The organism is Pseudomonas sp. C2B4 (genome assembly GCF_013359695.1).
Classification (GTDB): domain Bacteria; phylum Pseudomonadota; class Gammaproteobacteria; order Pseudomonadales; family Pseudomonadaceae; genus Aquipseudomonas.
Window position 1 is genome coordinate 37,957 of the sequence record NZ_JABFMU010000027.1, and the last position, 25,407, is coordinate 63,363.

Sequence of the window (25,407 nt, forward strand, 5' to 3'; positions counted from 1 at the left end):
TGCCTGGGCTAATTGCCCGGTGATGGCTTAGTGATTCATGCAGCGCAAACGGCCGAGTTCGTGCACATAAAAACATACGGAGTTTTTATCGGTGGTGGGTATGAGTTCATAGTTCAGAACGGCACCCTCTTGCAAAACGTACTGGCGCCTGAAAAAAAGATCGGGCGTCTTTTCAATGGCGAATAACTCGTTATCCTGGCTAAGCTTGACGTTGTCGATTCTGATTTGGACGTGATGATTGCTTTCCCGAATAACATTGGCGGTGATGGTGGCGTTACGAATTTTTCCGTTCAGGTTTTCCAGGGTCGTTTGTGTCAGTCGCCCGTGCCCGATGGTCAGATACTCCTCAGTGTTGAGCTGATTCAAATCCTCGAGCCATTGTCGGGTCGTTGTTTGATAGCTGGTGTTTTCCATGTAGTAGGAGGGCGAATAGAACAAGGAAAAAATACAGGCGGCGTTGATGACTCCAAGCACTACCCAGTGCGTCATTGAAGATTTTATCAACTTCATATGGTTGCTTCCAAACATTGCCGAATCATCAGTGCGAGGTCTTTTTGATCGCTGTTTAGTTGTAGGTTTGCTGTGCTTGAATCCGGGCGGATGCACGAAACCGAATAGTTTGTTTTATAGAGATTCAGCCAGACTTGACCTTTTAAATTGGGCGTCAGTTGTTGAACCTGTCGGGCCGAAAGATCCCTCAATGATTGAGCCTCAGCGACGGAATGAGCGACTGCATGGATGAATAGCTCGTTTTGTTTTACGCTGGAAATTTCTATTTTTGGTGTATCGAAGCCAGAATGAAAGCCCGTATAGGCACACACGCCCAAGGTCAGGACGTATCCGATTAAATGGGCTTTTGATATAGGATTTGATTTTATGGTTTTCCCTGAAAGTTGCGGGGGATCATCACTACGACTCGGCGTCATTTCTTCAATGACGGGCACACAAGGTTGCGCCACTTCATCGGAGGGCATCGGCAACTCAGCCTGGGCATCCACTACATATTGACGATTGAAGCAATATCCTCTTCGAGGAACCGTCATTAAAACTTCGTGATCTCGACCGTCGTTAAGGATATTTCTGAGTGAGAAAACAGCCTGGTTCAAACTGCCGGAGGCGACGACGCGGTCATTCCAGGCGTAGTCGGTGATCTCCTCGCGGCTTTTGGTCTGGCCGGGCTCCTTGAGCAGCAGCTCCAGCAGACGCGATTCAGCTCTACCCAGTGTGGAGGTTTGAACATCTCCATAGGGTGTTGTGATGGAAAGTTTGGCGGTATCAGGGTCGAAAAGGGCCATGGCACCGTTTTTCAGCTTGAAGGCATAGGGCATGAGGGTCCTCCATTCGGTTGGTTCTGGCTGAGTATAGAGACGGTTTTGAAGGGCTGTTTTTGACGATATACGTGCTTGTTGTGGAGATGAGCGGCTATGAGCCGGCAAGCGTGGCAGGTGCAATCAGGGCTTCCAGACAATGCTGGAATGGCCTATCGGAAATGTCACAGGAGTCAAGCAAGGGTCATCCACGGGGTTTCAATCGGGGGAGGGCATGATGCTTGGTACGAGTATTCTGCGCTATCCGAAAAGTGCAAGGCAGAACCCCATGCGCCCCACGACGAAGGCGCGGCAGGATGGAAAGGAGGGGTAGTGGAAAGGCTTCAGAGGAGGGCGAGCCTACAAACATTCCAATGCCGCACGCTCAAGACGGGACGTCATCAAGGTGGAGGCTGGCAGTTGGCGCTCATATAAATACACCTTGGCACCATTATCTGTCTTGTAAGTCTCAAGCACATTGTCTACGGCGACTTTGCTCGACACCACGATTCTGTAGCTGCGGTTGCTGTGAGACACGGTTGGATTGAGTTTATTGTCCTTCAACTTCGGTTCGACGCAATCGACATATTGTTCCGGCGACTTGTCCGTTTGCAGGGTAGAGGTCGGGTTGTTCGCTGAGAAAGAACAACCGACCAATAGCAAGGAGGCCAATGTCACCATGGGCACAAAAAAGAGGCGCATCGGTAGAGTCCTCAGATTCGGTTCTTTTAGCCAGGCCCGATCGATTTCGCAATCTGCATCAAGAATGCCGGCGCTCTGACATGGAACTGTGGGGTCAAGGCAAGCGTTGCAGCCCCATGCCCGTTCACTCGCGATGCGATCCCGTGGCATTGGATAGCAGGCAAAGCAACGTTGCCATGGGGTTTTGCGGGCGGGTTATTGCTTGGAAAGCAAGGCCAGCATGTCGCTCGTCAAGGTTTTGAATGCATCCTTGAAATCATTGGCGACGATTGGCTGACTGGCATTGTTCAATGTCTCGCCGAACACCTTGCGAACCACCTTGACGACCGGCAAACCGGTTTTGGCATCGATCAGGTCGGCCTCGAGATACAACTCGGCCGTCTGATCGCGATGGCCTGTGGCTGCTTGTGTTGCCCCGACGATCGCTGCGACCGGGACTGCTTCATACCAATGCATGCCTTCGTTACTCGCGCTGATATCGGTAATCGCCGCCTGCAGGATCAATGTCCGTGAATCGACTGGCGCCTGCTGTGCATTCGGGACGATCTTGAAGGCGGGGACCAGGGCGTTGCGGACACTGTCACTGGCCATGATCTGTACGTCTTCCAGGGTTTTCAGATTCACGCGTGCGGTCGGTATGGGGGCCGGGTACAACTCAACCCCGTTGAACACCACAGTGGAATAGGCATGAGGATCAAACCCCGGCGCGACCCAGCGCATCACCTTCTGCTCACTCTGGGTGGTTTGCTCTTCCAGTCCCTGATAATTGGGCAGGTAGCCCGAGTATTCTTCTTGTTGCGGCACCTTCGAGACGCAACCGACCTGAAACACGCAGCTCAAGGCAATAACCGCCATCCATTTATTCGACACACTCATGTGTTCTGTTCTCAAGTAATGAAAGTTGTCATTCAGGTTCCGACCTGACCCCCAATACCGACCTGAGCTACGCAAAGCTTGCGGCTGCACGTCGGTCAATGTGGGGCGGATGCTGCCCGGCGGGGCTGGAAAATCCGAATCAATAACCTTCAAAAACTATTAAACGTCACGTCAATCGTTGCTGGCGGAGAGTCGGGGGCCGCGGTCCGGCGAAGAAACCGCGGCGGGCGATCAATCAGGCGGCGGGGAGCAGGCCTTTCTGTTTGGCGACATGGGTCGCCAGTGCATCCATCAAATCCGGGGACAGGCAGTCATAGGGTTCCAGGCCGATCGAGCGCAGGCGCTCGCGGATGGCTTTCATTTGCTCTGGCGGCGTGCCGGTTTCGATGAGAGAGGACACGAATGCCGCGAAGCCTGGTGCACACCATCCGCTCTGGGGAGAAAGCTCGGTGTGAATGAAGTCCAGGCCATAAAACGCATGGTCCTTGTTCTCTATGCGCCCGAAAAGATGGGCATGGCATTGCTTGCAGGCGTGGCGCTGCACGGTAGCGGTTTTGTCGACAATTTCCAGTTTTTCGCCGTGTGCGGTAATGCTGACCTTATCCCGAGGTACCACCGCAATCACGGCGAATAGCGCGTTTTTCGGCTTCCAGCATTTGCTGCAACCACAGGCGTGGTTATAGACGGTTTGTGCGTCGATCTTGACTTCGACCTTGTCGGTTGCACACAGGCATTGCAGGGTGCCGCCGGCGAAATTCGCGGCGGCGGGCTGGATACCGTTGTCCAGTGCAGGGTGTAGTTTCAGGGTGCTCACGTTGGCGTCTCCTTTTCAGGGGGGCAGACACAGTGCCTGGGGTTGTACCCGGGCATTACCGTTAAAGACGAGCCATGCACTACGCATCAGGCGTCCATCCTCAGGGAATGGAAATGCGCCTGATCACCATATTAGTACCGCCAGGCATTGCCGGCTGCACCCGCGGTTTGAAAGGCATGTGGAGCAGTGCGCCGGGCGTCGCGACGCCGCGGGGTGAGGGGGAACTTCAGGCTACCGGTCAGGTCAATGAAGGCCCCGTATCGCCAATGCCGAGCTGCGTTGCGGTCTGTTTTACAGCCGTGCCGTCGAAGATCAGTCGAGTCCGCCCCTGATGCCCATCAAAAGTGTTTTGCCAGGTCTCATCCTGCTGTTCTGCGCCGGCGCGTCGCTTTGCTCGCTGGCTGCTGAGCGAAAAGCAGCCACGCACAGTAACAGCGCATCAACCACCCTGATCGAAACCGCCTCGCGGCAATATGAAAATGGCCAGTTGGACCAGGCTGCCGCCACACTGGAGCGTGCCCTGCACATTCAGCCGAACAACCCCGCGACGCTGCATTACCTCGGTGTGCTGCGACTTCAACAGGGGCAATACCAGCAGGCTGAAACCCTGGCGGCGCGCTCGAACATACGGGTGGGTCGCAACGTCGAGTTACGCAACCGCAACTTCCAATTGATCCAGGCGGCGCAGCAGGCCCAGGCTACGGGCACACCGTCCAGCGCCCAAGCGGATCTGGTCGCGGTGCAGAAGAGGCTGGGTTTGGAGGCCCAGCAGCGCAACACGGCAGAAAGCGACGTTGTTGAACCCTCCGACGCTGGTAGTTTGGCTCCCGTGAAGGCAGACCGGGTATCGGATTCCCCAGCGATTGGCCAGCCTGCGTCGGAAGGAAAATTGCAATTGGCTACCGTCCAGCCAGCGTCTGCGTACGATGAGGTTGAGATTCCCCGCGGCCATTTACCGCCGCCCGGCAAGTGCCGGATCTGGTTTCCCGATCGCCCGCCCGGGCATCAGCCCAAACCCGGCAAATGCAAGAAGCTGCGACATCGGGTGCCGGCCGGGGCCTATTTGGTGCATGGGTGAGGGGCTGATCGTCACAGGCGACTACTCTCTCACAGATATGTCCCCGATCCCTTTGGGGAGCGGGCCTGCTCGCGAACGCGGTGTTTCATTCAGCATAAATGTTGACTGGCTGGGCCCCTTCGCGAGCAGGCTCGCTCCCACAGTTGGATAGCAAACAGCATTACGTAAATGGAAACGCCATTCTCAACGCTTGCTGAACGCCAGCCGCGCTGCGAACAGTATGAAGACCATGCCTGTTGCACGATCCATCCATGCGATCACTTTTCCTCGCCGCAGCACGCCGGCGAGGGGTTGAGTCGCGCCGATCAGTATCGATGCCCACAGCAAACCCAGCACCACGTGGATGCTGACCAGACCAAATGTCCAGGCAATCAGGTTGTGTCCCTGGGGAATAAACTGAGGGAGAAAAGAGACGTAGAAAATCCCGACCTTGGGATTAAGCACATTCCCCATCATGCCCTTGAGGAACCAGTTTGAAGGTGTCCTGGCGTCCGTTTCGACGGGCGACAGCGAGCTTCGTGGGCGCCATAACATGTTCAATCCTAGCCAGGCCAGGTAGGCAGCACCGCAATACTTCAAAAGGTTGTACGCCAGCTCCGATACCGCAATCAGAGCGCCCAAACCAAACGCAACCGCAGCACCCCACAACAAGCAACCCGCATTGATTCCCAGTGCAGCGCGAAACGCTTGTTGCTTGCCTTCCACCGTTGCGGTTCTCAACACCAGGGCGGTATCGAGGCCTGGCGTCAGCGTCAGCAAAGTGGCTGCGAAGGTAAAAGCGAGGAGGTTGTCTGCAATGGACATCGGCGTATGACTCTAAAGATAAAGAAGATTTGAAAGGTATGCGGAGATCAAGTTTCCGTACGGTGTTGTGAGAAAACATTTGCCACTGTAACGAAGGCGTTCTGCCGCCGCTGCCGAATGGGGCTAAGGCTCCACTTTTGTGAGCGGCCAAGCTGCTTTTAGTTGCTCCATGGTGCCATTGAAGACGCGCCCCCCAATGGCAGGCCCCCCACAGGTAGCCACGCTTCAACGCCTCATCTTTGCGTTTGGCGTAGCCGGGATCAAGCTCAGAGGTTCCAATCGTGGCCTTGTGGATGATCACAACGACACGCCGTTCAGTCGCAAGCTTGTCCCAATTTAAGTAGCGTGACGATGCGCACAGGAAACACTCCAGTCGTACCCTAACACTGTAGTTAACCGACCCCAGTCAGCGAGTTCGCTTGAATATTGTTTACGCCAAACGGCCAGCACTTCATCCCGAGTATGTCTAAACAGAAACTATGCTGCTTGAGAGGATCCAGGTAACGCCGCACTCTGATCATGCTTTGGCGTGAAAACCTGTCCGCTCAAGATCAGTGGCCGATCCATTCACCATTTCCAGCGGTTGAATTTGCGATGGGGATTCTAGCGATGGGTAAGGAAGGACTCAGGAGCGAGCATATCCAACGCAAGCGCAGGCTGGATCTCGTGGCCAACTGGGTAGCCACAATCGTGGTGGCCGCTCTGATGGCTGTGGTAACGGCCCTGCTCGTCGAAGGTATTTTGCTGCTTATTGGCGCCTTAGGCGGCAATGTCGCGTGGCTCCGAAGCTGGATTGATTTCAAGTTCTCCAAACTGCAGGAGTGGCTGACGGCCTTGCCCGGGCTTGAAGATGTCATCCCGGTCATCCTGGCGCTTTTGCCTCCTGACGGCATGAAGCGTGAGCTTGTCACCTTGATAATATCGCTATTTGTGCTCGCCCTTTACCCGGCAAAGCGGGCAGGCCCCGCATTGATAGCGAGCTATGATGACGAAACACTGCGCGCAGCGCCGGGAGCCAACTTCGGTATGCGGTGGGCTGGACCACTGGGCGATCATCAAAAGGCTACATGGTCATGGTTGCAGCAGTGGTGTTTTGGCGGAGCCGGCAGCGGTCGTTCACCATGGCTGCAACCGTGGGTGATGCCGAACGTAGATCAACCGTTTTCCATTGCGATGCTGGTGGGTGCAAATGGCACGGGAAAGTCCCATTTGGCCGAAGCCTTCTCGCGCCACCTCGACGGCAATGATCGGCTTTGCGCCCTTCCCGGGGAGTGGGCTCGGTTACGTTTGCGCTTGCGCACAAGGCTCCAGAGCTGGGTGTGGTGGCGGACCCGTAAGCAGAGCGATCCCTGGGACTGCGGCTACATCGTCGAAGATTCCGCCCCGCGAACACGGTTGTCGCAGTTCCTGCCACGCCGAGCCACGTTATTGATTGCTGACCAGTTGCTGCCTGCCTCCCTGGAGGATTGCATCGAAAGGTTGAACGCCCAGCGCGCGGAGTTCCGACACCCCGTGCGCCTGCTGGTCATCGACGTAACACTACCCACCGTGCTGGGCTTGAAATGGGATGCTTGCTCAAGGTTGTGGCAAACAGGCGTGCTGGACCTTGGCGAAGTGCCTGTCATGAATTTGTCTGCGGTGCGATTCCATGTGCCGGATTTCCGTGCACTTGTAAACGCGCAAATGACTGACCCCAGCACCAGGGATCTGGAACTTTACGGTGTGGACAGCCGGTGGGCGCCGCTCGTCGACGGATTGGAAGGGGAGCCGATTTTGCTGACGGAATCCATCCGTATGGTGCGTGAGCAAAAGCTGAGCTTCGAGAGCCTGCTGAGCGCCGAAGATCTATTCGGTCAGACGGTCAAGCGCCAAGAGCTGCGTACCGATCCCCCTTTGCTTCCTGTCGATATGCTGGGCAAGCAGCGCGAACTGTTGCGCGAGCGAGTGCTGAGCGCTCGTGCCGAGCATCGCGAGAAGGTGTTGCGCAATGATCTGGGCGAGGTAGTCGGGAATGTAGACGAGATGTTTGAAGCAATCCTGATTGCCGGCGTTGCTAATGGTGGAAGTGAAGCTCGGTTGGCTCGCCTTCTTGGCTGGAAAGTACAACACCACTTGGCAAGTCGTATGTCTGAGCTATTTGGGGTTCCGTGCATTAGAGACTGGGTTCCAGCACTTAGCCCTGCGGTCATCGTAGACGAAATGTTGCGTCGGCACTTTGAGGTCCCACGAGACGCCGAAATGAGTGAAGGCACGCGCCAACGCGTTGTTTTGATGATGCGCAAAGCGTGGCTGCTGAATCCGGCGGGCACCTTGCGAACAGCGGGTCGGTGGCAACAGAGGCGCCGACGGGATGCATTTGTACTCGCCATACTGCAACTACCCACGCTTGCCGAGCTTGAGCGTGCACAAAAGCTCAGTCTGGATGAGCGGGTCGAGATTGTACGCGCCTACTTCGAACTGGCCGTGGTGTATCAAAGTAACTTGCAGCAGGCTGATGAGGCATTGTCGTTGCTCGATGAGCAGGAACTGTCTTCTGTGGCGCCAGAGCTATTGGCGCTGGTGATGCGTTCTGATGCTCGTGGGCTGCCTGCCCTAGTGCTGTGGCTACGCCTGCTACATCGACAGTGGCCCAATTTGCACACTATGCCATCCGGCGAAACCGTCGCCTTTGGCTGTACTCTGATTCAGCGTACCCAGCACTTGGTACGGCAGAGTGTCATATGTACGGTGCCAATGACATCGTCGCTACGGCAACTGCTAGAGGACGCTGTTTTGGCCGTGCTGCCGCTGTTCGGAGAGCTAGCGATGCCTTGTGCGGGGGATCCGACCTTTCAGGCTGCAGCTAATGCATTCTGGGAAACCAATCGAAGCAATCTCCATGACAAAGACGCGACGGATGCGGTGCCGCAGTTGAGTATGCAACTGATAACAAGCGTCGCGGTGCAACTGTCATCAGGAAGCAGACGCGACATGGGTGAGCCCACTTCGTGGCTCTATGCCGTGATGGAAGCCATTGCCGCAACCACCCGTCTCGACGCGGACACAATGCCGTCTACAGGCTGGCTCGCTGAGGTGCAAGATGCCAAAGAAGCGCTTTCCTTTGCATGGGGGCGGGCACGGGCACTCGCGGTGGTGGCCTTTGCTAACGCGGGTAATAACGACGATGTCACTGTGGCGGCAATCAAGTGTTTAATGGAAGCTGTATCGGCATCTCCCGGGGACGAAGGTCTTCAGTGGGAGAGTGCTGAGGTTTGGCGGAGATTAACCTCGACGTATATGGAAAGAGAAGCTGTGGCCACTGAGGCTGCGGCTGAGTGTGTAGCGGCGATCGCATCAGCATTTCCCCTGCACGTGGGTATTCAGTGCGCGAGTGCGCAAGTTTGGCAATGTCTGGCCTGGGCGCATCAGCATGGCGACGTCACGGGTACTGAGGCGGCGGCCATGCGTGTAGCGGCGATCGCATCAGCATTTCCCGCGCACGAAGGCATTCAGTACGCGAGTGCCGGAGCCTGGCAATGTCTGGCCTGGGCGCACCAGCGTGATGACGTCGCGGGCACCGAGGCGGCGGCCCAGCGTGTGGCGGCGATCGCGTCGGCATTTCCCGCGCACGAAGGCATTCAGTACGCGAGTGCCGGAGCCTGGCAATGTCTGGCCTGGGCGCTCCAGCGTGATGACGTCGCGGGCACCGAGGCGGCGGCCCAGCGTGTGGCGGCGATCGCATCGGCATTTCCCGCGCACGAGGGCATTCAGTTAAAAAGCGCCCGCGCGTGGCGGCATCTGGCTTGGGCGCATAAGAACAGCAATGCCGTCGCCACCGAGGAAGCGGCCAGGCGCGTCGCGGAGATCGCATCAGCGTTTCCCGCGTGTGAGTCTATCCAGACAGAGAATGCTGAAGCCTGGCGGTATCTGGGGTGGGCGCATAGGAACAGTGACGCCGCATCCACTGAAGCAGCGGCCCAGCGTGTGGCGGCGATCGCATCGGCATTTCCCGCGAGCGCGAGCATTCAATCCAATAGTGCTGAGGCTTGGCGGAATGTGGCCTTGGCATATAGGAACAGCAATGCCGCGGCTACCGAAGCGGCGGCCGGGCGTGCAGCGTCAATCGCTTCGGCATTTCTTGCGAATGAAGGCATTCAGTGTGCAAGTGCCGAAGCCTGGCAGTGTCTGGCCTGGGCGCATCAGGATAATAACCTCGCGGCCACCGAGGCGGCGGCCAGACGTGTAGCGGCGATCGCCTCTGAATTTCCAGCAAGTGAGGGTATTCAGTGTGCAAGTGCTGAGGCTTGGCGGTGTTTGGCGTGGGTAAACAAGGACAGCAACGCCTCGGCCACCGAAGCGGCGACCGAACGGGTAGCGGCGATCGCATCGAAATTCCTCAAGCACAAAAAAATTCAGCACGAGTGCGCGGTGGCCTATCGGCTTCTCGCCTGGGCGCAGAAGAATCACAATGCCGCAGCTACAGAGGAGGCCACCAAGCGAGTGGCAGCGATTGCATCGGAATTTCCGTCAGACGACGGTTTTCAGTACGAGAGCTCCCAAGCTTGGTGGTATCTGGCCTGGGCGCATAAAGACAGCAACATCGACGCCACCGAGGCGGCCGTCGAGCGTGTGGCGGAGATTGCATCGAGATTCCCCGAGTACGAGGATGTTCAGCACATAAGTACCCAGGCTTGGGGGGTACTGGTCTACTCGGCTATCGAGTTCAACGATGAAGGTCGCGTAGCTCTAGCCCTGAAAAAACTTGATGACCTGTGCCACGAACGCGATGGGGAGATGGTCTGGAGGGGGCAGCCTGTCAGTGGGCGAATCCGGGCAGAACGCGAGCGCGTACGTAGTTCAGTGAAGCGCTGGCGGAAAATGCGTGACGGAAGTCTTGATGACGATGCCGCTCAGGAGTGAGCGTAGTGGTGAACTATTCAAGCGCTCGTACACCTTTTGGCCATGCCTGGTGGATTGCTATTGAGCTTCACCGTCAGTAAACCCGTGACTAACACCGTTGAACACCTTGGTTCAGCGGGCACTCAATGCTCATGGGCATGTGAATGGATGGTCAGGGCACCCGGTACCTTGGTGCGTTCGAGCCCCCCACGATCCAGCCACCGGAGCGTCTGCTCGTAGGCACGCTGCAGCAAGGATTCGGTCTGGTCAAAGTTGAACACCGAGACATCCACAGGGCACAACGGCGGGACGATGTGCAGGCTGGTGAGCGTGCGGAAGTGTTCGATGTCGCTTACCAGTTGGCGCATGCTCATCAGATTGACGGTGTGCAGGGCCAAGGCGACCAGGCCTCGGGGCGGTTGTGTCAGGTCGCAACTCACGCCGGTGGGGATGACCACGACCTTGGTGGCTCCCAGGGCTACGGCAGTCGAAATAGGCGTATTGCTTGCCACGCCGCCGTCCACCAGGAACTGATCGGCGATTTGTACGCAAGGGAACACCAGGGGGATGGCAGCGCTTGCCAGCAACGCCTGTTCAAGGTCGCCACTGGACAGCACCGTCTCGGCACCACTGAGCAGATCGGTGGTGACAATATGCAAGGGTAGCGCCGCATCCTCGATGCGATGAATGGGCAGTGCCCGCCCCAGCAGTCGGTGCAAGGCGGCCGGTTGCAACAGAAAACCACGCCGCTTGATCAAACCTCGACAGGTATCGAGCCAGGAGAGGGGAAAGATGTCGGTTTTACACAGGCCGCGCCAGAATCCGGCGAGGGCCTCGACGCCATCGGCATCGGGTCTTGCGGCAAAGTAGGCACCGTTGATAGCGCCTACCGAAGCGCCAACCACCAGGTCGAATCGAACGTTGGCCTCGACCAGGGCCCGCAACATACCCACCTGCACCGCACCCAGACTGCCGCCGCCAGCGAATACGATTGCGGTTTTGGTCGCCATGGTCGAGACCTCTGGGCACACATGTTTCGGATCAGTCTAGCTGACGGTTCTACGTTGCCTCTCAGCGATCGCCGTTCCTCCATGGTTGTGTCACCGGCGCGGCAGGTTCAAACCCAATGGCGGCTGACCGCGCCGTGCAAGCCCTGAACCGGGTCCAGGTTGGGAAACGGCAACGCGATAATGCTCGCCAGTTGTTCCGGACTCGGTGCTTCGCGACAGATGTCGGCGTGTTGGCCGGGCGGATAGGCACCCACCACCAGAAAGTCGTCGCTGGCCTCTAGATTGCAATGACCCGTACCTGCGGGTAACAACAAGACATCGCCCGCACTGACTTCCAGTACCCGACCCTCCGGACCGCCGAGCATCAAGCGAGCGAAGCCGCTGGCGACGCCCAGCACTTCATGACCTTGGGTGTGGTAGTGGTGATAGTCGTAGACCCCGTAGCGCCATTGCGGCGGCCAACCATGGGCGCTGAAAGTTCTCTCGATCAGGGCGGCGGGATCGCTTCCTTCAACGGCAATGGCCTTGATGTAAATGAGTACCGGTAGGCGGGGATTATTCGGTACCCAGCCATTGCGTTCGAGCAGCAGGGTTTGAACGGGAGCATCCACAGCCTGCGACCTAATCATGAAAAGTCCCCCGTTGACGAACGTCATGAACACGAACCTGTTGAAAGGATAGACCCCAGGCTGTTCCTGAAATTCTTTTAAACATTTCCTCCTGTCGACTTAAAAAACCGAACAGTTTGCGAGGTGAAGCGACACGTACCGTATGTTGACTGCGGCCGTGTCTCACTCTCCCGTCACGTAGTTCTCTTGATAGGCCATTATCCATCGTTCAAATTTTTTCTGGCGAAAGCACCCACACGCTGCAGGGCATCTTGTACAGCAGATGTTCCACGGTACTGCCGACTAATCGCTCCATGGCGCGGTGGCCTACGCGACCCATGACAATGACATCAGTGTCATAGGCCCCTGCATAGCTGGTAAGCACCTTGGCCGGGTTACCCATGATCATGTGCTGGTGCTCCGGTGGAATACCGTTGCGTTCAGAAAGCTCGCGGAACGCATCAGCCTGCGCCTCAAACAGGGTTTTGGCTTTGCTCGAAGAAAAAAATGCCGAGCCGTTACTGAATCCGAATTCATCTGCGCTGATCGATGAGAGGTCGTGGGCGTAGATCACGTCGAGCTCGGCGTTGCAGGTCGTGGCCAGTTTTGACGCCTCGCGCAAAATCCTGTCGTTGAAACCTTCATATTGGTCATCACGATGGAAAGGGTCGACGGCGGCGACGATTTTGCGCGGCAAAGCATGGTGCATATGGCTGACAAAATGCAGAGGAACCGGGCATTCGCGCAGCAGATGGATATCCAGTGGAGTAAACATCAGGCGTGACAGCAGGGATTCGTGTTCCAGCGCCTTGATCACTACAGCCATCTGCTGTTCTTTCAGATGAATGAGGATTTCTTGCAATGGCCGCTCCACCCACACCACTTCAGTGGTGACGTGAACCCCGATTTTGCGCAACGGTCTAGCCTGGTCTTCAAGCCATTGGCGATGGCGCTCGACATAGCCCAGCCGCATCTGTTCCAGCGCTTGTTCGTTGACCATCCCAGCCGTCGCCAGCCCTTCGAGGTAATCGAACGCCACGATGTGCAGTGCCGCGTCCGAAGCCTTGGCCAGAGCGGCGGCCCGGTCGAAGGCAGGGCTGTTTTCCATCAACGGTGAAACGATCAGCATGAAACGTGATTGATCAGACATGACAGACCTCCGGTAGGTACTCACGCAATGGGCTGCACCAATGGCTGAGATGTTGGGCAGTAAAGCCTTGCACGTATCCTGCTGCTGACCGGGACGGAGGGTTTGATCTTTGTCAATTGAGATGGGGAGCCTTAAAGGCGCGACGACGATCATTGGCGTCGATGCCGTGACTGAGCGGATGGACGTCGCGCGACGGTTGGGCGCGACCCATGTCGTCAATTTCAAGGACGGCAGTGTGGTCGAGCAGATCATGGCCCTGACCGATGGCCGGGGTGTCGATGTGTCCATCGAGGCACTGGGAACCCAGGGGACATTCGAATCCGCACTGCGGGTACTGCGTCCGGGTGGTCGACTGTCCAGCCTCGGCGTTTACTCCAGCGATCTGCGTATTCCCCTCGACGCCTTTGCCGCAGGGTTGGGCGACTACAGCATTGTCAGCACACTGTGCCCCGGCGGAAAAGAGCGCATGCGCCGCTTGATGGCGGTGGTGCAGGGCGGCGGCGTGGACCTGTCGCCGCTGGTGACTCACCGTTTCAAACTTGATGATATCGAGGCGGCTTATGAGTTGTTTGCTCACCAACGGGACGGTGTGATGAAGGTCGCCATTACGCCGTGAAGGTAGGCGGGGCGAATCTCGATGTCGAACGGAGGTAGGCCTGGTGCAAGCTGACGCTGGCGATGCGGGCGGGCATGGGGGTGTCCTGACGGACATCGCGCGGGTAACTGACAAAAATCAAGTGGTCAGAACAGTGGGCAATCAATCTGTAGCTCTAATACTGGATTGAAATGGCCGCGTGCCGAGGTGCCGCATGTCGCAGACTCAACGCTTACTCTTGATCGCTCCCTCCGCCATGACCCGTACCCCGGCGTTCGACCGTGCCGCGGCCTTGGCGCTGGCGATGCATTTACCATTGCACATCATGGCGTTTGACTATTCACAGACCCTGGCGATAGCCGGACTGTTCGCCCCGGAACAGTTCGACCGGGCCCGGGACGGCTATCTGCAAACCCATCGGCAATGGCTTGCCAATCAGGCAGGGTTGATGAACAAACATGGCGTCGAGGTCACCAGTGAGGTGGTGTGGGTACAGCATCCGTTCGAAGTGATCCTGCACTTCATCAACGAGATGCCGCTGGCGCTGATCATCAAGGACGCCCAGGAAGAATCGGCGTTGAAACGGGTGTTTTTCACACCGCTGGATTGGCAGCTGCTGCGTGATTGTCCGGTACCGGTGCATCTGGTGACCACACCTTTAAATCCCCGGCCGCGTAACGTACTGGCCATCATTGATGTATTGCGCGATGAAGATCAGGACCCTGTGTTCAACGACCGGATTATCGACGCGGCGGCGAAACTGGCGGCCGTCTGTGAGGCCGGTCTTGAATTGCTGCACGTCTATGACTGGACGGCTGAATACGTCAAGGACATGGGCTTTGCCGCATTGCCGCTGGCCACCGGGATTTATGAAATGTCGGGAACGGCTCAGCAGGAGGCGTTTGCGGCCACCGCTGAACGCCACGGCGTACCTGCGGAACGCCGCCACTTCAAGGAAGGTGCACCCGTGGCGAGCATTTGTAAATTCGTCGCCGACCACGGCACTGATGTCATCGTCATGGGTACAGTACAACACAAAGGCTTGAGTAAACTGTTAGGCACCACGGCCGAACAGCTTTTACATCGGGCGCCGTGCAGTGTGCTGGCGATCAAGCCAGGACGAGTGCTGCAATCCTGAGGATTGGATCGCCCCGCGATGGACCGTTGGCCGGAACATCACGGAGCGATTTTTTACAGGTAAAGGCGATGGATGACCTGACGGGTATCTTCGGGATCATTGTACGTCTCGAAACCCAATGCCTTGGCCAGGTCGCGCATGTGCGCATTGCTGGCGGCGTCCACCGAATACATCTGGCGATAACCGTTGTGGCGGGCGGCCTTGATCAAATGCTCCAGCAGCAACGTACCCAGGCCCAGATGGGTCCATTCATCGGCGACCGTGACGGCGCATTCACATGCATGTTCGCCGGTGGCCGCGTAGCGACTGATGCCGATCTCGACCAGTTGACCGTTGTCGTGGACCAGGGCGATGTAGGCCACGCGCTGTCTGTTGTCGGTGTCCATCAACTGATCGAGCATCGCAGCGCCGGGCTCATTGATCTGCGCAAGAAAACGCATGTGCCGGGACTCCGGAGATAGCCGTTTGATGAAGGCATATTCACGGTCGCGATCCTTTTCCACCAGCGGCCGGATCAGCACGTGGCGGCCGTCCCTGACCGCTTCGATCCAGTATTGGCCGTCGACTGCGGCGTAGGTGGCCGCGGCCCGATCATTGTGGTCTTTGACGGTGAGCATGGGGTATTCCTCCAGTGCGTTTCTTGAAGGTTGGCGAGCGGCAAAAAAACGCGTTTGAGTCCTTTCTACGCCGCCGTGCACGCTGGAATTTGATCTGGATCAGAGACTGGTGACAGGGGCGTCAATTCGCGCGTGTTTGATGTAAATCAACCCGCACGAGGTATCAGGGCGCAGTGTTGACGCATGCCGGTACGTGATGACCGGGGTCGAACGGAGGTGTGTGATGAGTCGTCAATATCAACGGTTGCTGCTGATTGTCGATCAAAGCCTGCATCAGTCTCCCGCCGTGCAGCGTGCCGTCGCGCTGGCCAGGACCGCCGGGGCATTTCTTGATGTACGGGCCTTTGTCGAACCGACGCCGGTGGTGCATTTGTGGGATGAAAAAGTTGACGATGCAGAACAGCAGCGCTATTTGCGTCGCTACCGCCGCTGGGAGGCGGAAGAGTTCGATCGCCTCAGCGAGTTGGGGCTGGAGGTGACGGTCAAAGCCGTCTTCACCACCCATGCGCTGCTGGATATTCTGAAAACTGTCGAAGATCTGCAGCCCGACCTGCTGATCAAGGATGTAACCCTTGAACCCGTGCTGAAGCGGGTGTTCATAACCCCGCTCGATTGTCACTTGTTGCGTGAATGCCCAATTCCCATGCACTTGGTCAACCAGGTCCGTTACAGCTTGCCACACCGGATCGTCGCGGCAGTGGACCCGTTCGATCCGTCGACACAGATCAGTGGTTTGAACGACACCATCATCCAGACGGCCAACGCCTTGGCGTTGCAATGCGATGCGCCGTTACACCTGCTGTACGCCTATGACTTGTCGCCGGTCTTCAACAGCGACGCGCCACTGGCTGGGGGCGGTTGGGGCATGGACTTTATCGAGGCGCTGCGTCAATCCTTGCACGAGGCGTTTATTACACTGGCGGAACGCTACGGCGTGCCACCTGAACGACGTCATTTCGTTATGGGGTTGCCGGTCCCCGTGATCAGTGGATTCGTCGAGGAATACTTGGCGGATGTGGTGGTAATGGGTGCTGTGCATCGGGTGGGAATCGACCGGCTGATCGGCAGCAATACCGAGCGAGCGCTGTACTCGGTGCCGGGGAGTATACTGGCGGTCAGGTAGCGGGACGCGCTTGCAGTTGTAACGGCTGGCCGGGGCGATGCAGAACCATGGCACGCCTGAAGATTCTGCGGACGGCAGGTGTCATCCCAGGTGACGATGGCAGCCCACGATCAGTTGCTTGAGCCCGTCCAGGTCCATGATATTCACGTCGCGGCCGGTTATTTCCACTAAACCTTGGTCTCGCAGGTGCGCGATGCCCCGACAGATGGTTTCGAGGCGCAGACCCAGGTAAGAGCCTATTTCCTCCCGACGCATTTTCAGCACAAAGTGGCGGGAGGAATAACCGCGAGAGCTCAAGCGTTGCGACATATTCAGCAGGAAAGCGGCCAGGCGTTCATCCGAGTTCATGTTGCCCAGCATCATCAGCATGTCGTGATCGCGAACGATTTCCCGGCTGAGGATTTTGTTCAGGTTGTGCTGCAGTGAAGGCAGCTCTCGGGCAAGTTTTTCCAGATGAGCAAAATGGATGGGGCAGACCTCGCTGTCCTCCAGGGCAACCGCATCGCAGGTATGCAGATCCGTGCTGATGGCGTCCAGACCGAGCATTTCACCTGGAATCTGGAACCCCGTGACTTGCTCGCGGCCATCGACCGAAAGCACGCTGGTTTTGAACGAACCGATTCGGACGGCATACAGCGAGCGCAATGGATCGCCTGCGCGGTAGAGCGCTGCGCCTTTTTTGACCTTAAGTCGTTGCGTGATCAGTGTGTCCAGACGCTCGATTTCCACACCGGTCAAGCCAAGCGGCAAGCACAACTCCAACACGCTGCAACTGGAACAGGCAGCTTTGAGATGTTGGTCGCGATAGGATCGAGTTTCATTCACATGGAAGCCTTCTATATCAGCTAATCAAGCATAGTTTCTCGATCGCCATCGACGGGGGTGAACACGTCATAAATTGAGGGATTCGACGAGTGGATCCTCATCTTGCTGCGTTCCGGATCAGCAGTTGAACGGATTTGAATAGCCCGGTAGTCGCTGCGTTGAAACTTGAGGTAAATCAAGTTCCAACGCCTCCAGACTCACACAATCAACTCATATTGATCGGTGACGTAGAGGCGGGTGGAGAATTGCAATGAGCGACATCAGATTTGCAATCTTCCAGGTAAACGTTTCAGGGAGAGGCACATGATGCTCAAACTCAAACGCATTCTATTGATAGCCCCTGGCGAAATGACCCTTACCCCGGCATTTGAACGTGCCTATGCGCTGGCCCGTGCAACCGGTGCGTTTTTGCATATTGTCGCGTTCGACTATGTCCCGGCACTGGCGGTGGCGGGTTTGCTTGACCACGATGCGATGGCCCGTGCTCGGGAGGGTTATCTGCAAGTGCATCGTCATTGGCTGGAGCAGCAAGCCCGGTTTCACCGATGCGTCGGCATGCAGGTGACCACAGAAGTGGTCTGGGCCAGATCGAACCTGACGCACGTGCTTGAGTACGTGAATGACTTTCATCCGGATATGGTGATCAAGGATACTCATTACGTGCCGGCTCTCGACCGGGCCTTTCATCGACCTTTGGACTGGCACTTGCTGCGCGAGTGTCCGGCGCACTTGCACCTGGTGACCAGTGCCGCGCACCCCCAACCGCTGAAAATTCTCGCGGCGATCGATCTGTCCCACCTGGAAGAACTGACTCAGGGTTTGAATGACCGAATACTCGACCTTGCTTCGACGCTGGCGGCCAGTTGCGGTGCCGCGCTGCACGTGCTCAATGTCAGTCGTTGGTCGGTGTTGAACGATACGTTGATGAGTGTACCGACAGGCAGTCTGGACAACAGTTTGAGAGACGCGATTGAGGATGCCCAGCAAGAAGCCTTCGAGGTCCTTGCTGAACGCTATTGCATCAAGATGACATGCCGACATTCGCTGACAGGCACCCCCCACAAGGTAATCGGACTTTTTGCTCGGCAGAATGCCTTTGACATCGTGGTGATGGGTACGATTTATCCCCACGGGAGTGACTGGTTTATCGGTAGTACCGCCGAGAGCGTGTTGAACCGGGCACCGTGCAGTTTGATGATCGTCAAACCCTTACCCTCGTCTGACTGAAGGGGCACTGTCGAACCTGGAGTTGATAAAAATCAACTCGCCTTGAGCCAAAAGGCGCAATCAATAACGCTCCCCCGAATGCTCTGGGAAACGGCCATGGTGTTGAGCTCACCCCAATCGATTTCCCAAATGCTCAGACCTGATCAAAGGCTCCATTCTCCGCCAGCAAGGTCGCGGTAAGGGCCGTGCTGTCGAGTACCCGCACGTGGCGCGTGACACCGTCAGGCGGCAAGCGAAACGGGGGCACGGAATCAGTGATTGCAATGTGTTCAAAAAGAGGTGGGTCGAACAGCCGACTGCCTGCGGTAAACAAACCATGGGTGGCGGCTGCGAACATTCGGACAGCACCCGCCTTTTGGCAGGCAAGGCCGGCATGTTTCAGCGTTTCACCCGTGCTGATCAGGTCGTCGAAAACAATGGCTGTCTTGCCTGAGACTTCGCCGATCAAAAGGGTGCCTGTCAGCGTGGCCTGATTGCGGTGCTTTTCCATCAGGGCACTGCCGACCGAACGGCCCAGTTGCCGCTCCAGGGCTTGACGAAACTGCTCGGCGCGCTTGGTACCCCCTGAGTCCGGGGAAACCGCAACCACTTCGGCGTCGCCGACAAGCCCGGCGAAATGCTCGGCGAACAGTTCGGTGCACTGCAAATTCCAGGTTGGAATGCGAAAGGCGTTGTCGAACGCTGCCGGATTATGCACGTCCAGGGCGATCAGGCGATCCACGCCACTGGCTTCAAAAAAAGTGGCCACATAACGCGTGATGGTGGGGTCTTGAGGCTGGCTGCGACGATCCTTGCGCCCGTAGCAGAGGTAGGGTGTCACCACCTGCACGTGACGAGCGCCGGCATCCTTGAGTGCACCGCAGAAGAACAGCAGGCGGCACAGCTTATCGTTTGCGCTCTGCTGGCCATCCCCATACAAGGAATGGAACACCACGACTTCGCGTCCGTTCACCGAATCCAGTGGCCGGCACTTATGTTCGCCGTCTTCGTAATCACGCTCCTCGTGGCGCGCCAATGGGCAGCCAAGCCGCTGGGCGACGCGGCTTGCATAGCGTTCAGTGCCTTGCAGGGCAAAAAGAAGCGGGGGCTGAACAAGCATGCATAAGCTCCTGGGAGGCCGGATATCAAATGCGCCTCACCCCAACAATGTCGGCATGAATCGGCTGTTGGCAAACATGGCGGTCGACCAATACCGCAGTGTAGACCCGACGCACCCGAGTTGTGCCCGATACGCGCACTTGCGCGGACACTTGATATAAATCAACGCCTGGACGGCATGAACAGAGGACTCTGAACGGGAAACGCTGGTGTCTGTTGTGCGAGGACAAACCAGCTGCCCGCGTAGAGGGCGATTGTAAGCGCGGAGTCCCCTCAGTCTGGAGTCGGATCATGAGCCAATATCAACGGTTATTACTGATCATCAACCCGGCCCTGCGCCATTCCCAGGCGATAAGCCACGCAGCGGCCCTGGCCAAGGCCAGCGGTGCGAGTTTGCACATTGCCGCCTTGATCCCTTCCTGGAAACTGCTGTCGCTGCTCGAAGAGGGCGACCGGGAGATGGCTCGCGAGTGTTACCTGCAAGACCATCGCGATTGGTTGAAGGACCAGGCGAAAAACCTGCGCGGCAGGGGAATCGACGTGACAACGGAGGCGAATTGGGCCGATGACCTGCAGCAGGACATTCTTGATCACGTCGCGGAAATGCAGCCGGACTTGTTAATCAAGCAAGTGCAGCATGAACCCGCGCTCAAGCGTGCGTTTTTCACTCCGCTGGACTGGCGCTTGCTGCGCCATTGCCCGGTCCCGGTGTATCTGGCCGGTGAAGGAGGGCTTGCCTTGCCGCGCAAGGTGGTGGCAGCGGTTGACGTTTCGAATACCGAGCCTCAGGGCAGCGAGCTCAATGAGCGGATCATCAAGCAGGCTTCCGGTCTCGCCTTGCAGTGTGAGGCCGAATTGCACCTGCTGTTCGCCTGCGACATATCGACCGCCTATCTGGGCGACATGGGCGGCGGTGGCTTGACGCTTTCGGACCTTGGCAGTCAGTTGCGCGGGGAACTGGAAAAATCGTTCCTCGACCTGGCTGATCAATATGGTGTGCCCCCTGACCGTTGGCATTTCATTGAGGGGCACCCTGTTTCGGTACTGAGTGAGTTTGCCAATGCGCACGGTGTGGATGTGATCGTGATGGGCAGAATCCAGTCTCGTGGCCTGGACAAGCTTTTGGGCAGCACGACCGAACACATCCTGTATCAGGTGCCTTGCAGCATTCTGGCGATCTAGAGCGACAGGACCAGGTATTACGGCATCTTGTTGTTGGTTCCATGCTCTTGTCACACGTGGGTGAGGGGCTTGTCATGAGCATCAACAAGCTGATTGGGATACACGTGGTGCAAGGTTGGTGGAGGGGCAGAGGTGCAACACTTGGAAAACTGCGTCGGCCGGGCAAAGGGCAGTGGAAACGTGAAGCGATTTTCCTGCTGCTGATCTTGCTGGCGTTGACGACGTTTTATTTCGCGGCGTATCACATTGCCTCTCATGCGTTGAAGGAATTGGTAAATACGTGTTCCGCGCGTTTCGAGATCGAGCTTGAGAATGCCGACATAGAGCCTCCCATGGCAGCCTTACCGCAATCTTTATGCGAATGCTTGGCACAAACGTTCCTCGATAAAAACGGAGTTGTGCGACTCGCGTTGGTCGACAGCCGCTTGCTGGACCCGCTAGCGCTTGAACCTGTAACGGAGGAGGACGGGGACGCCTGTATCAACGCCCTGTGGGAGTCTGACGCCTCGCGGTATCAGGTGGATGACCGGTTGTTGTAAAGATCGCAGGCGGGAATGAAATCATGGACGGAGGGCCTTAAAGGTTGCTTGCTCCCTCCACATAAGGTCGCGATGGCGTATCGAGCTTTTTGAAGTACTGCACGGCAAAATCGACGAAAGTCTTGACGCGTAACGGTAGCTTTTTCCCACCCTCGGTCAGCAGGTGAAACCCGGTGCTGGGGCATTGATAGTCTTCAAGCAACGGGATCAACCGTTTGGCCTGTATGTCGTCCGCCACTTCCCAGACCGACTTCCAGATGATCCCCAAGCCCTGAACGCCCCATTGGCGCAGGGTGAATCCGTCATTGGCCAGCCGATTGCCCTTGACCTGAACGGTGGTCGGCACGCCTTTGTCCATGAATCTCCACCGATCAAGTGTGAAATCCGCACTCAGGTGTACCAGGCAGTTGTGATGCTGCAGGTCTTCAGGGCTGAGCGGTGCGCCGTGCTCTTCAAGATACTGCGGAGAACAGCACACGATATGCCGGTCCGCGCCAAGGGAGCGGGCGATGAGCGTGCTGTCCGGAAGGTCGCCGAACCTGATCGCAATGTCCGAGCCTGACTCGACAAAGTCCAGTACGCGGTCGGTGAGAAACAGGCGAATGCGGATATGGGGATTTTCCCTGATGAAGCTGTCGACCAACTGGCTGATCCACTGCCGACCCAGATCCGTAGGGCACGTCAGGCCGATAGTGCCCAGCAGATCGCTGTGGCCGTTTTTGATGATGCTGTCGAGGTTGTCGACCTCCTCGAGAATTTTCTGCGCATTTTCAAACAGCAGCTGTCCTTCAGCGGTGGGGCTCAAGCTTCGGGTGTTGCGCTTGAGCAAGCGCAATCCATAGAAGTCCTCCATCGCCTTGAGTCGACCGCTCATGGCGGCTGGCGACAGGCCCATCTGCCGACCCGCCGTTGAAAGCGAACCTGTCTGAACGACGAGACGAAACAGCCGCATGTCCTGCAATCGATCGACCATGGGGATTGAGCCTCGTGAAAGTTGCATTTTATTGTTCGAAAAGTATCAGCCAATTATTCAGCAAAAACCATCTAATCAAAGAAGCCACAGTTAGTGCGAATAAATGCGCAAGCGCTTTGGGATAGGGATTCCAGGGCATCTGTGAAGCGAATTCAAATATGTTTGTTGTTGGGTTCATCTTTCAGCTTTAGTGAAAAGCCAATTCCCTAAAATCGAATAGAAAAGTTCGGTTGATTGTTAATAATGCAAGTCAGTGCCTGTGAGTCACAATAAAAAGAGGGTTTATGCTATGCGTGTTCAATATCAAGAGGCCGCCCCTTCGATAGACCTGGCCGGTCAGTTCAAAATGGCAATGGGCCGCTTTGCCTCTTCCATAACCCTGATCACTACACGTGATGACGATGGTCAGCACCACGGCCTGGCCGCGACCGCCTTTTCCTCAGTATCGATGGACCCAGCGTCGGCGCTTGTCTGTGTCAACCGCAGCGCCAGCGCCTCTCCGATCATCAAGCGTTCCGGGCTGTTCTGCGTGAACATGCTGCAAAGCCGGCACGAGCCGATCTGCAAAATCTTCAGCCAGCCCGATCTGCGCGAACGGCGCTTTGTCGAGGGTGATTGGCGTACCGGGGTTCACGGTATTCGTTACTTGGCGGACGCCCAGGCCGCGATCTTTTGCGAAGTGGTGCAGGAGATTGAACACGGTACACATACCGTGATTATCGGTAATGTCATTGACGTGATCACGCAATCACTAAGCGAGCCACTTCTCTATATGGAGGGGCGTTATCGGGAGTTAGGTCGTTAATTCATCGCTGTCGCGCACTGCTCGATCTTATAACAATTACATAAGAAGTGGATGTGGGTATGAACAATCAGTTGTTGGCAAAAACAAGACTGTCCGGGTCGATTCCAAAGTGGGTCGGCCTGGACAACAGCGTGGCAGGTCCGATGGTCGGACTTTTATTGCTATGTGCCGTATTAACCTTCTTTACCGATAGTTTCCTGACCTTGAGTAACCTGCTCAATGTGCTGGATCAAGTAACGGTGCTGGGCATCATGGCGCTGGGTATGACGCTGGTGATTCTCATCGGTGGCATCGACCTGTCAGTGGGTGCAGTGCTGGCGGTAGCGATCATGGTCATGAGCTGGCTCGAACAGGTGCTCGGCCTGCCGATGTGGATGGCCATGCTCGGCGCGATAGCCGTTGGTGCAGCGTGTGGCTCGACCACGGCCCTGCTGGTGGTTCGGGCTGGCCTCCCGTCATTCATTGCGACGCTGGCAATGATGTCCATTGCCCGCGGCCTGGCCTACATGGTCACGGACGGTGCGCAAGTCAGCGGATTCCCGGAATGGTTCAGCAACCTCTCGGTGATTCGCTACGGCGGCGTGCTGTCGCTCACCGTCAGTTGTTTCGTGGTATTGGCGCTGGTGTTCTGGTTCGTTCTCAAGTTCTCGGTGCCCGGTCGGAGCCTGTATGCCATCGGCGGTAGCAGCAAGGTCGCCAAACTCGCCGGCATCCGGGTCAAGGGCTACACCAGCGCGGTGTACATCATCTCCGGCATTTGTGCGGCCCTGGGCGGCATCATCATGACCTCCCGCCTGGACACCGCCGGCGCCGGCGCGGGTGTCGGCTACGAGCTGGATGTGATCGCTGCCGTGGTGATCGGCGGTGGCAGCCTCAAGGGCGGCGCGGGGAGTGTGGTCGGCACGATCATCGGCGTGTTGATCATCGGCGTCCTGCGCAATGGCCTGAACCTGGCCGGCATTTCCCCCTTCGTCCAGCAAGTGGTCATCGGCGCGGTGATCGCGTTTGCGGTGATGCTCGACTTGCTCAAGCGCAAGGCTGACTGATCCCGGGCCGTTGACCAGAACCGGCCTCGTTCCACACACACAATAAAAAGGTAATAACCATGAACCTGTCTGCTATTTCGCTTCGTTTCCTGTGGTTGCCCTTGCTGGGCTGCCTGATGTCGGCCGGCGCTTACGCTCAAGGCAAACCTGCGGACGAAATCACCGTGGGGATGTCGATTCCCAGCCTGCAATGGGTGTTCTACCTGATGGTCCGGGACGGCGTCATGGAGCAAGCCAAGACCCTCGGCATCAAGAATGTACTGGTGGCCGATGCACAGGCCGATCCCGCACGCCAGGTCAGCCAGATTCAGGACATGTTGAGCAAAGGCATCGATGTGCTGCTGTACACCGCCACGGGCAGTGCTGCTTCGGCCGTCCCTGTGCGTTTGGCGCGACAGCAGGGTGTGCCGGTGATCTGCATCGACAACTTTCCGAAAAACGTCGAATGCGATGCCTATATCTCCACCGACAACCTGGCCGCCGCGGGCGAACTGGCCCGGCAAATGATCAAATTGACGGGGGGCAAGGCTGAAATCGGCCTGCTGCAAGGGACGCTTGGCGACTCCACTGAAGTCGCTCGGGCCAAAGGCCTGGATGCGGTGCTGTCCGAGGCGCCGGAGATGAAGATCATCGACCGCAAACCAACCGACTGGCTGCAGGACAACGGCTTCAAGGTCGCCCAGGACATGCTGCAGAAGAACCCGAAGATCAACGTGTTCATCGGTCGCTCCGATGCGCCGGCGCTCGGTGCGGTTCAGGCGGTCAAGGTGGCCAACATCGATCACAAGGTCTGGGTGTTCGGTTATGACGGGTTGCCATCGGCCCTGGAAGCGATTCGCGATGGAAAACTGGACATGACCATCACACAGCAAGCCGTGGAAATGGGACGTACCGCGTTGCGTACCGCCGTCGATCTGCAGCAAGGTAAACCGGTGACCAAGACGCAGCTGTTGCCGGCCTTCGTCACCACCCGGGAAAACGCAGCCACCTTCCTTGAGCAACATCCTTGAGA

At 57.2% G+C, this 25,407-nt stretch carries 24 protein-coding genes and 2 pseudogenes; 12 read left to right on the forward strand and 14 right to left on the reverse strand.

Features of this window, described 5'->3' with window-relative positions; translation table 11 throughout:
* Window positions 1-27: 27 nt before the first annotated feature.
* The 5 genes from HNQ83_RS17700 to gfa form a co-directional block, all read right to left on the reverse strand.
* The gene (locus HNQ83_RS17700) at window positions 28-510 is read right to left on the reverse strand and encodes a hypothetical protein (RefSeq protein WP_175390126.1); all 483 of its coding nucleotides are present in this window, start codon (window positions 508-510) and stop codon (window positions 28-30) included.
* Complete coding sequence (locus tag HNQ83_RS17705; protein ID WP_175390127.1) at window positions 507-1,328, reverse strand: winged helix-turn-helix domain-containing protein; 822 nt, start codon at window positions 1,326-1,328, stop codon at window positions 507-509. Before HNQ83_RS17705 ends, HNQ83_RS17700 begins: the two co-directional genes overlap by 4 nt.
* 339 nt (window positions 1,329-1,667) lie before the next feature.
* Window positions 1,668-2,009: a hypothetical protein gene (locus HNQ83_RS17710; protein ID WP_175390128.1), complete on the reverse strand. Its 342-nt coding sequence runs from the start codon at window positions 2,007-2,009 to the stop codon at window positions 1,668-1,670.
* A 195-nt stretch (window positions 2,010-2,204) separates the two neighbouring features.
* Window positions 2,205-2,885, reverse strand: a complete 681-nt coding sequence (locus tag HNQ83_RS17715; RefSeq protein WP_175390161.1) for a DUF3313 domain-containing protein — start codon at window positions 2,883-2,885, stop codon at window positions 2,205-2,207.
* Window positions 2,886-3,120: 235 nt separating this feature from the next.
* Entirely contained in the window at window positions 3,121-3,699 is a 579-nt protein-coding gene (gene gfa, locus HNQ83_RS17720; RefSeq protein WP_175390129.1) for an S-(hydroxymethyl)glutathione synthase, read from the reverse strand.
* Between the two features lie 74 nt (window positions 3,700-3,773).
* On the opposite strand from gfa, the gene HNQ83_RS17725 reads away from it, so the two are divergent.
* The gene (locus HNQ83_RS17725; protein WP_175390130.1) at window positions 3,774-4,031 is read left to right on the forward strand and encodes a hypothetical protein; all 258 of its coding nucleotides are present in this window, start codon (window positions 3,774-3,776) and stop codon (window positions 4,029-4,031) included.
* On the forward strand, window positions 4,031-4,777 hold the full coding sequence (locus tag HNQ83_RS17730; RefSeq protein WP_175390131.1) for a tetratricopeptide repeat protein: 747 nt from the start codon (window positions 4,031-4,033) through the stop codon (window positions 4,775-4,777). Before HNQ83_RS17725 ends, HNQ83_RS17730 begins: the two co-directional genes overlap by 1 nt.
* 183 nt (window positions 4,778-4,960) lie before the next feature.
* Here the strand turns inward: HNQ83_RS17730 and HNQ83_RS17735 are convergent, their stop codons facing one another.
* Window positions 4,961-5,581, reverse strand: coding sequence for a LysE family translocator (locus tag HNQ83_RS17735; protein WP_175390132.1), 621 nt, complete (start codon window positions 5,579-5,581; stop codon window positions 4,961-4,963).
* 519 nt (window positions 5,582-6,100) lie between these two features.
* On the opposite strand from HNQ83_RS17735, the gene HNQ83_RS17740 reads away from it, so the two are divergent.
* Window positions 6,101-10,480: a hypothetical protein gene (locus tag HNQ83_RS17740; protein ID WP_175390133.1), complete on the forward strand. Its 4,380-nt coding sequence runs from the start codon at window positions 6,101-6,103 to the stop codon at window positions 10,478-10,480.
* A gap of 122 nt (window positions 10,481-10,602) precedes the next feature.
* On the opposite strand, the gene HNQ83_RS17745 is transcribed toward HNQ83_RS17740, so the two are convergent.
* From HNQ83_RS17745 to HNQ83_RS17755, 3 genes are all read right to left on the reverse strand, one after another.
* The gene (locus tag HNQ83_RS17745) at window positions 10,603-11,469 is read right to left on the reverse strand and encodes a patatin-like phospholipase family protein (protein WP_175390134.1); all 867 of its coding nucleotides are present in this window, start codon (window positions 11,467-11,469) and stop codon (window positions 10,603-10,605) included.
* 107 nt (window positions 11,470-11,576) lie between these two features.
* Window positions 11,577-12,098: a cupin gene (locus HNQ83_RS17750; protein ID WP_175390135.1), complete on the reverse strand. Its 522-nt coding sequence runs from the start codon at window positions 12,096-12,098 to the stop codon at window positions 11,577-11,579.
* 208 nt (window positions 12,099-12,306) lie between these two features.
* Window positions 12,307-13,227, reverse strand: coding sequence for a universal stress protein (locus HNQ83_RS17755; RefSeq protein WP_175390162.1), 921 nt, complete (start codon window positions 13,225-13,227; stop codon window positions 12,307-12,309).
* 130 nt (window positions 13,228-13,357) lie between these two features.
* On the opposite strand from HNQ83_RS17755, the pseudogene HNQ83_RS17760 reads away from it, so the two are divergent.
* Together HNQ83_RS17760 and HNQ83_RS17765 are read left to right on the forward strand one after the other, a co-directional pair.
* A pseudogene (locus HNQ83_RS17760) lies at window positions 13,358-13,843 on the forward strand (zinc-binding dehydrogenase); the annotation flags it as partial.
* Window positions 13,844-14,036: 193 nt separating this feature from the next.
* On the forward strand, window positions 14,037-14,960 hold the full coding sequence (locus tag HNQ83_RS17765; RefSeq protein WP_175390136.1) for a universal stress protein: 924 nt from the start codon (window positions 14,037-14,039) through the stop codon (window positions 14,958-14,960).
* A 53-nt stretch (window positions 14,961-15,013) separates the two neighbouring features.
* Here the strand turns inward: HNQ83_RS17765 and HNQ83_RS17770 are convergent, their stop codons facing one another.
* Window positions 15,014-15,577 (reverse strand): GNAT family N-acetyltransferase, encoded by a 564-nt coding sequence (locus HNQ83_RS17770; RefSeq protein WP_175390137.1) that lies wholly within the window; start codon window positions 15,575-15,577, stop codon window positions 15,014-15,016.
* Between the two features lie 223 nt (window positions 15,578-15,800).
* On the opposite strand from HNQ83_RS17770, the gene HNQ83_RS17775 reads away from it, so the two are divergent.
* Window positions 15,801-16,700 carry a universal stress protein gene (locus HNQ83_RS17775; protein WP_175390138.1) on the forward strand — a complete coding sequence of 300 codons (900 nt, stop codon included), beginning with the start codon at window positions 15,801-15,803 and terminating at the stop codon, window positions 16,698-16,700.
* An 81-nt stretch (window positions 16,701-16,781) separates the two neighbouring features.
* Here HNQ83_RS17775 and fnr read toward each other — a convergent pair whose 3' ends face one another.
* Window positions 16,782-17,525 (reverse strand): fumarate/nitrate reduction transcriptional regulator Fnr, encoded by a 744-nt coding sequence (fnr, locus tag HNQ83_RS17780; protein ID WP_175390139.1) that lies wholly within the window; start codon window positions 17,523-17,525, stop codon window positions 16,782-16,784.
* 306 nt (window positions 17,526-17,831) lie between these two features.
* On the opposite strand from fnr, the gene HNQ83_RS17785 reads away from it, so the two are divergent.
* Window positions 17,832-18,752: a universal stress protein gene (locus tag HNQ83_RS17785; RefSeq protein ID WP_175390163.1), complete on the forward strand. Its 921-nt coding sequence runs from the start codon at window positions 17,832-17,834 to the stop codon at window positions 18,750-18,752.
* 133 nt (window positions 18,753-18,885) lie between these two features.
* Here the strand turns inward: HNQ83_RS17785 and HNQ83_RS17790 are convergent, their stop codons facing one another.
* Both HNQ83_RS17790 and HNQ83_RS31245 read right to left on the reverse strand, forming a co-directional pair.
* A complete protein-coding gene (locus tag HNQ83_RS17790; RefSeq protein WP_175390140.1) occupies window positions 18,886-19,851 on the reverse strand; it encodes a ribose-phosphate pyrophosphokinase in 966 nt (321 codons plus the stop codon).
* Between the two features lie 37 nt (window positions 19,852-19,888).
* Window positions 19,889-19,995 (reverse strand): annotated as a pseudogene (locus tag HNQ83_RS31245) (phosphoribosyltransferase); the annotation flags it as partial.
* A gap of 146 nt (window positions 19,996-20,141) precedes the next feature.
* On the opposite strand from HNQ83_RS31245, the gene HNQ83_RS17795 reads away from it, so the two are divergent.
* Both HNQ83_RS17795 and HNQ83_RS17800 read left to right on the forward strand, forming a co-directional pair.
* Window positions 20,142-21,032 carry a universal stress protein gene (locus HNQ83_RS17795; RefSeq protein ID WP_175390141.1) on the forward strand — a complete coding sequence of 297 codons (891 nt, stop codon included), beginning with the start codon at window positions 20,142-20,144 and terminating at the stop codon, window positions 21,030-21,032.
* A gap of 74 nt (window positions 21,033-21,106) precedes the next feature.
* Window positions 21,107-21,571, forward strand: coding sequence for a hypothetical protein (locus HNQ83_RS17800; protein ID WP_175390142.1), 465 nt, complete (start codon window positions 21,107-21,109; stop codon window positions 21,569-21,571).
* 37 nt (window positions 21,572-21,608) lie between these two features.
* Here HNQ83_RS17800 and HNQ83_RS17805 read toward each other — a convergent pair whose 3' ends face one another.
* Window positions 21,609-22,544: a LysR family transcriptional regulator gene (locus HNQ83_RS17805; protein WP_175390143.1), complete on the reverse strand. Its 936-nt coding sequence runs from the start codon at window positions 22,542-22,544 to the stop codon at window positions 21,609-21,611.
* A 289-nt stretch (window positions 22,545-22,833) separates the two neighbouring features.
* On the opposite strand from HNQ83_RS17805, the gene HNQ83_RS17810 reads away from it, so the two are divergent.
* The 3 genes from HNQ83_RS17810 to HNQ83_RS17820 are packed head-to-tail and all read left to right on the forward strand — an operon-like array spanning window position 22,834 to window position 25,405.
* A complete protein-coding gene (locus HNQ83_RS17810; protein ID WP_175390144.1) occupies window positions 22,834-23,349 on the forward strand; it encodes a flavin reductase family protein in 516 nt (171 codons plus the stop codon).
* A 59-nt stretch (window positions 23,350-23,408) separates the two neighbouring features.
* Window positions 23,409-24,395, forward strand: coding sequence for an ABC transporter permease (locus HNQ83_RS17815; protein WP_175390145.1), 987 nt, complete (start codon window positions 23,409-23,411; stop codon window positions 24,393-24,395).
* Window positions 24,396-24,454: 59 nt separating this feature from the next.
* Complete coding sequence (locus HNQ83_RS17820) at window positions 24,455-25,405, forward strand: sugar ABC transporter substrate-binding protein (RefSeq protein ID WP_175390146.1); 951 nt, start codon at window positions 24,455-24,457, stop codon at window positions 25,403-25,405.
* The last annotated feature ends 2 nt before the right edge of the window (window positions 25,406-25,407 follow it).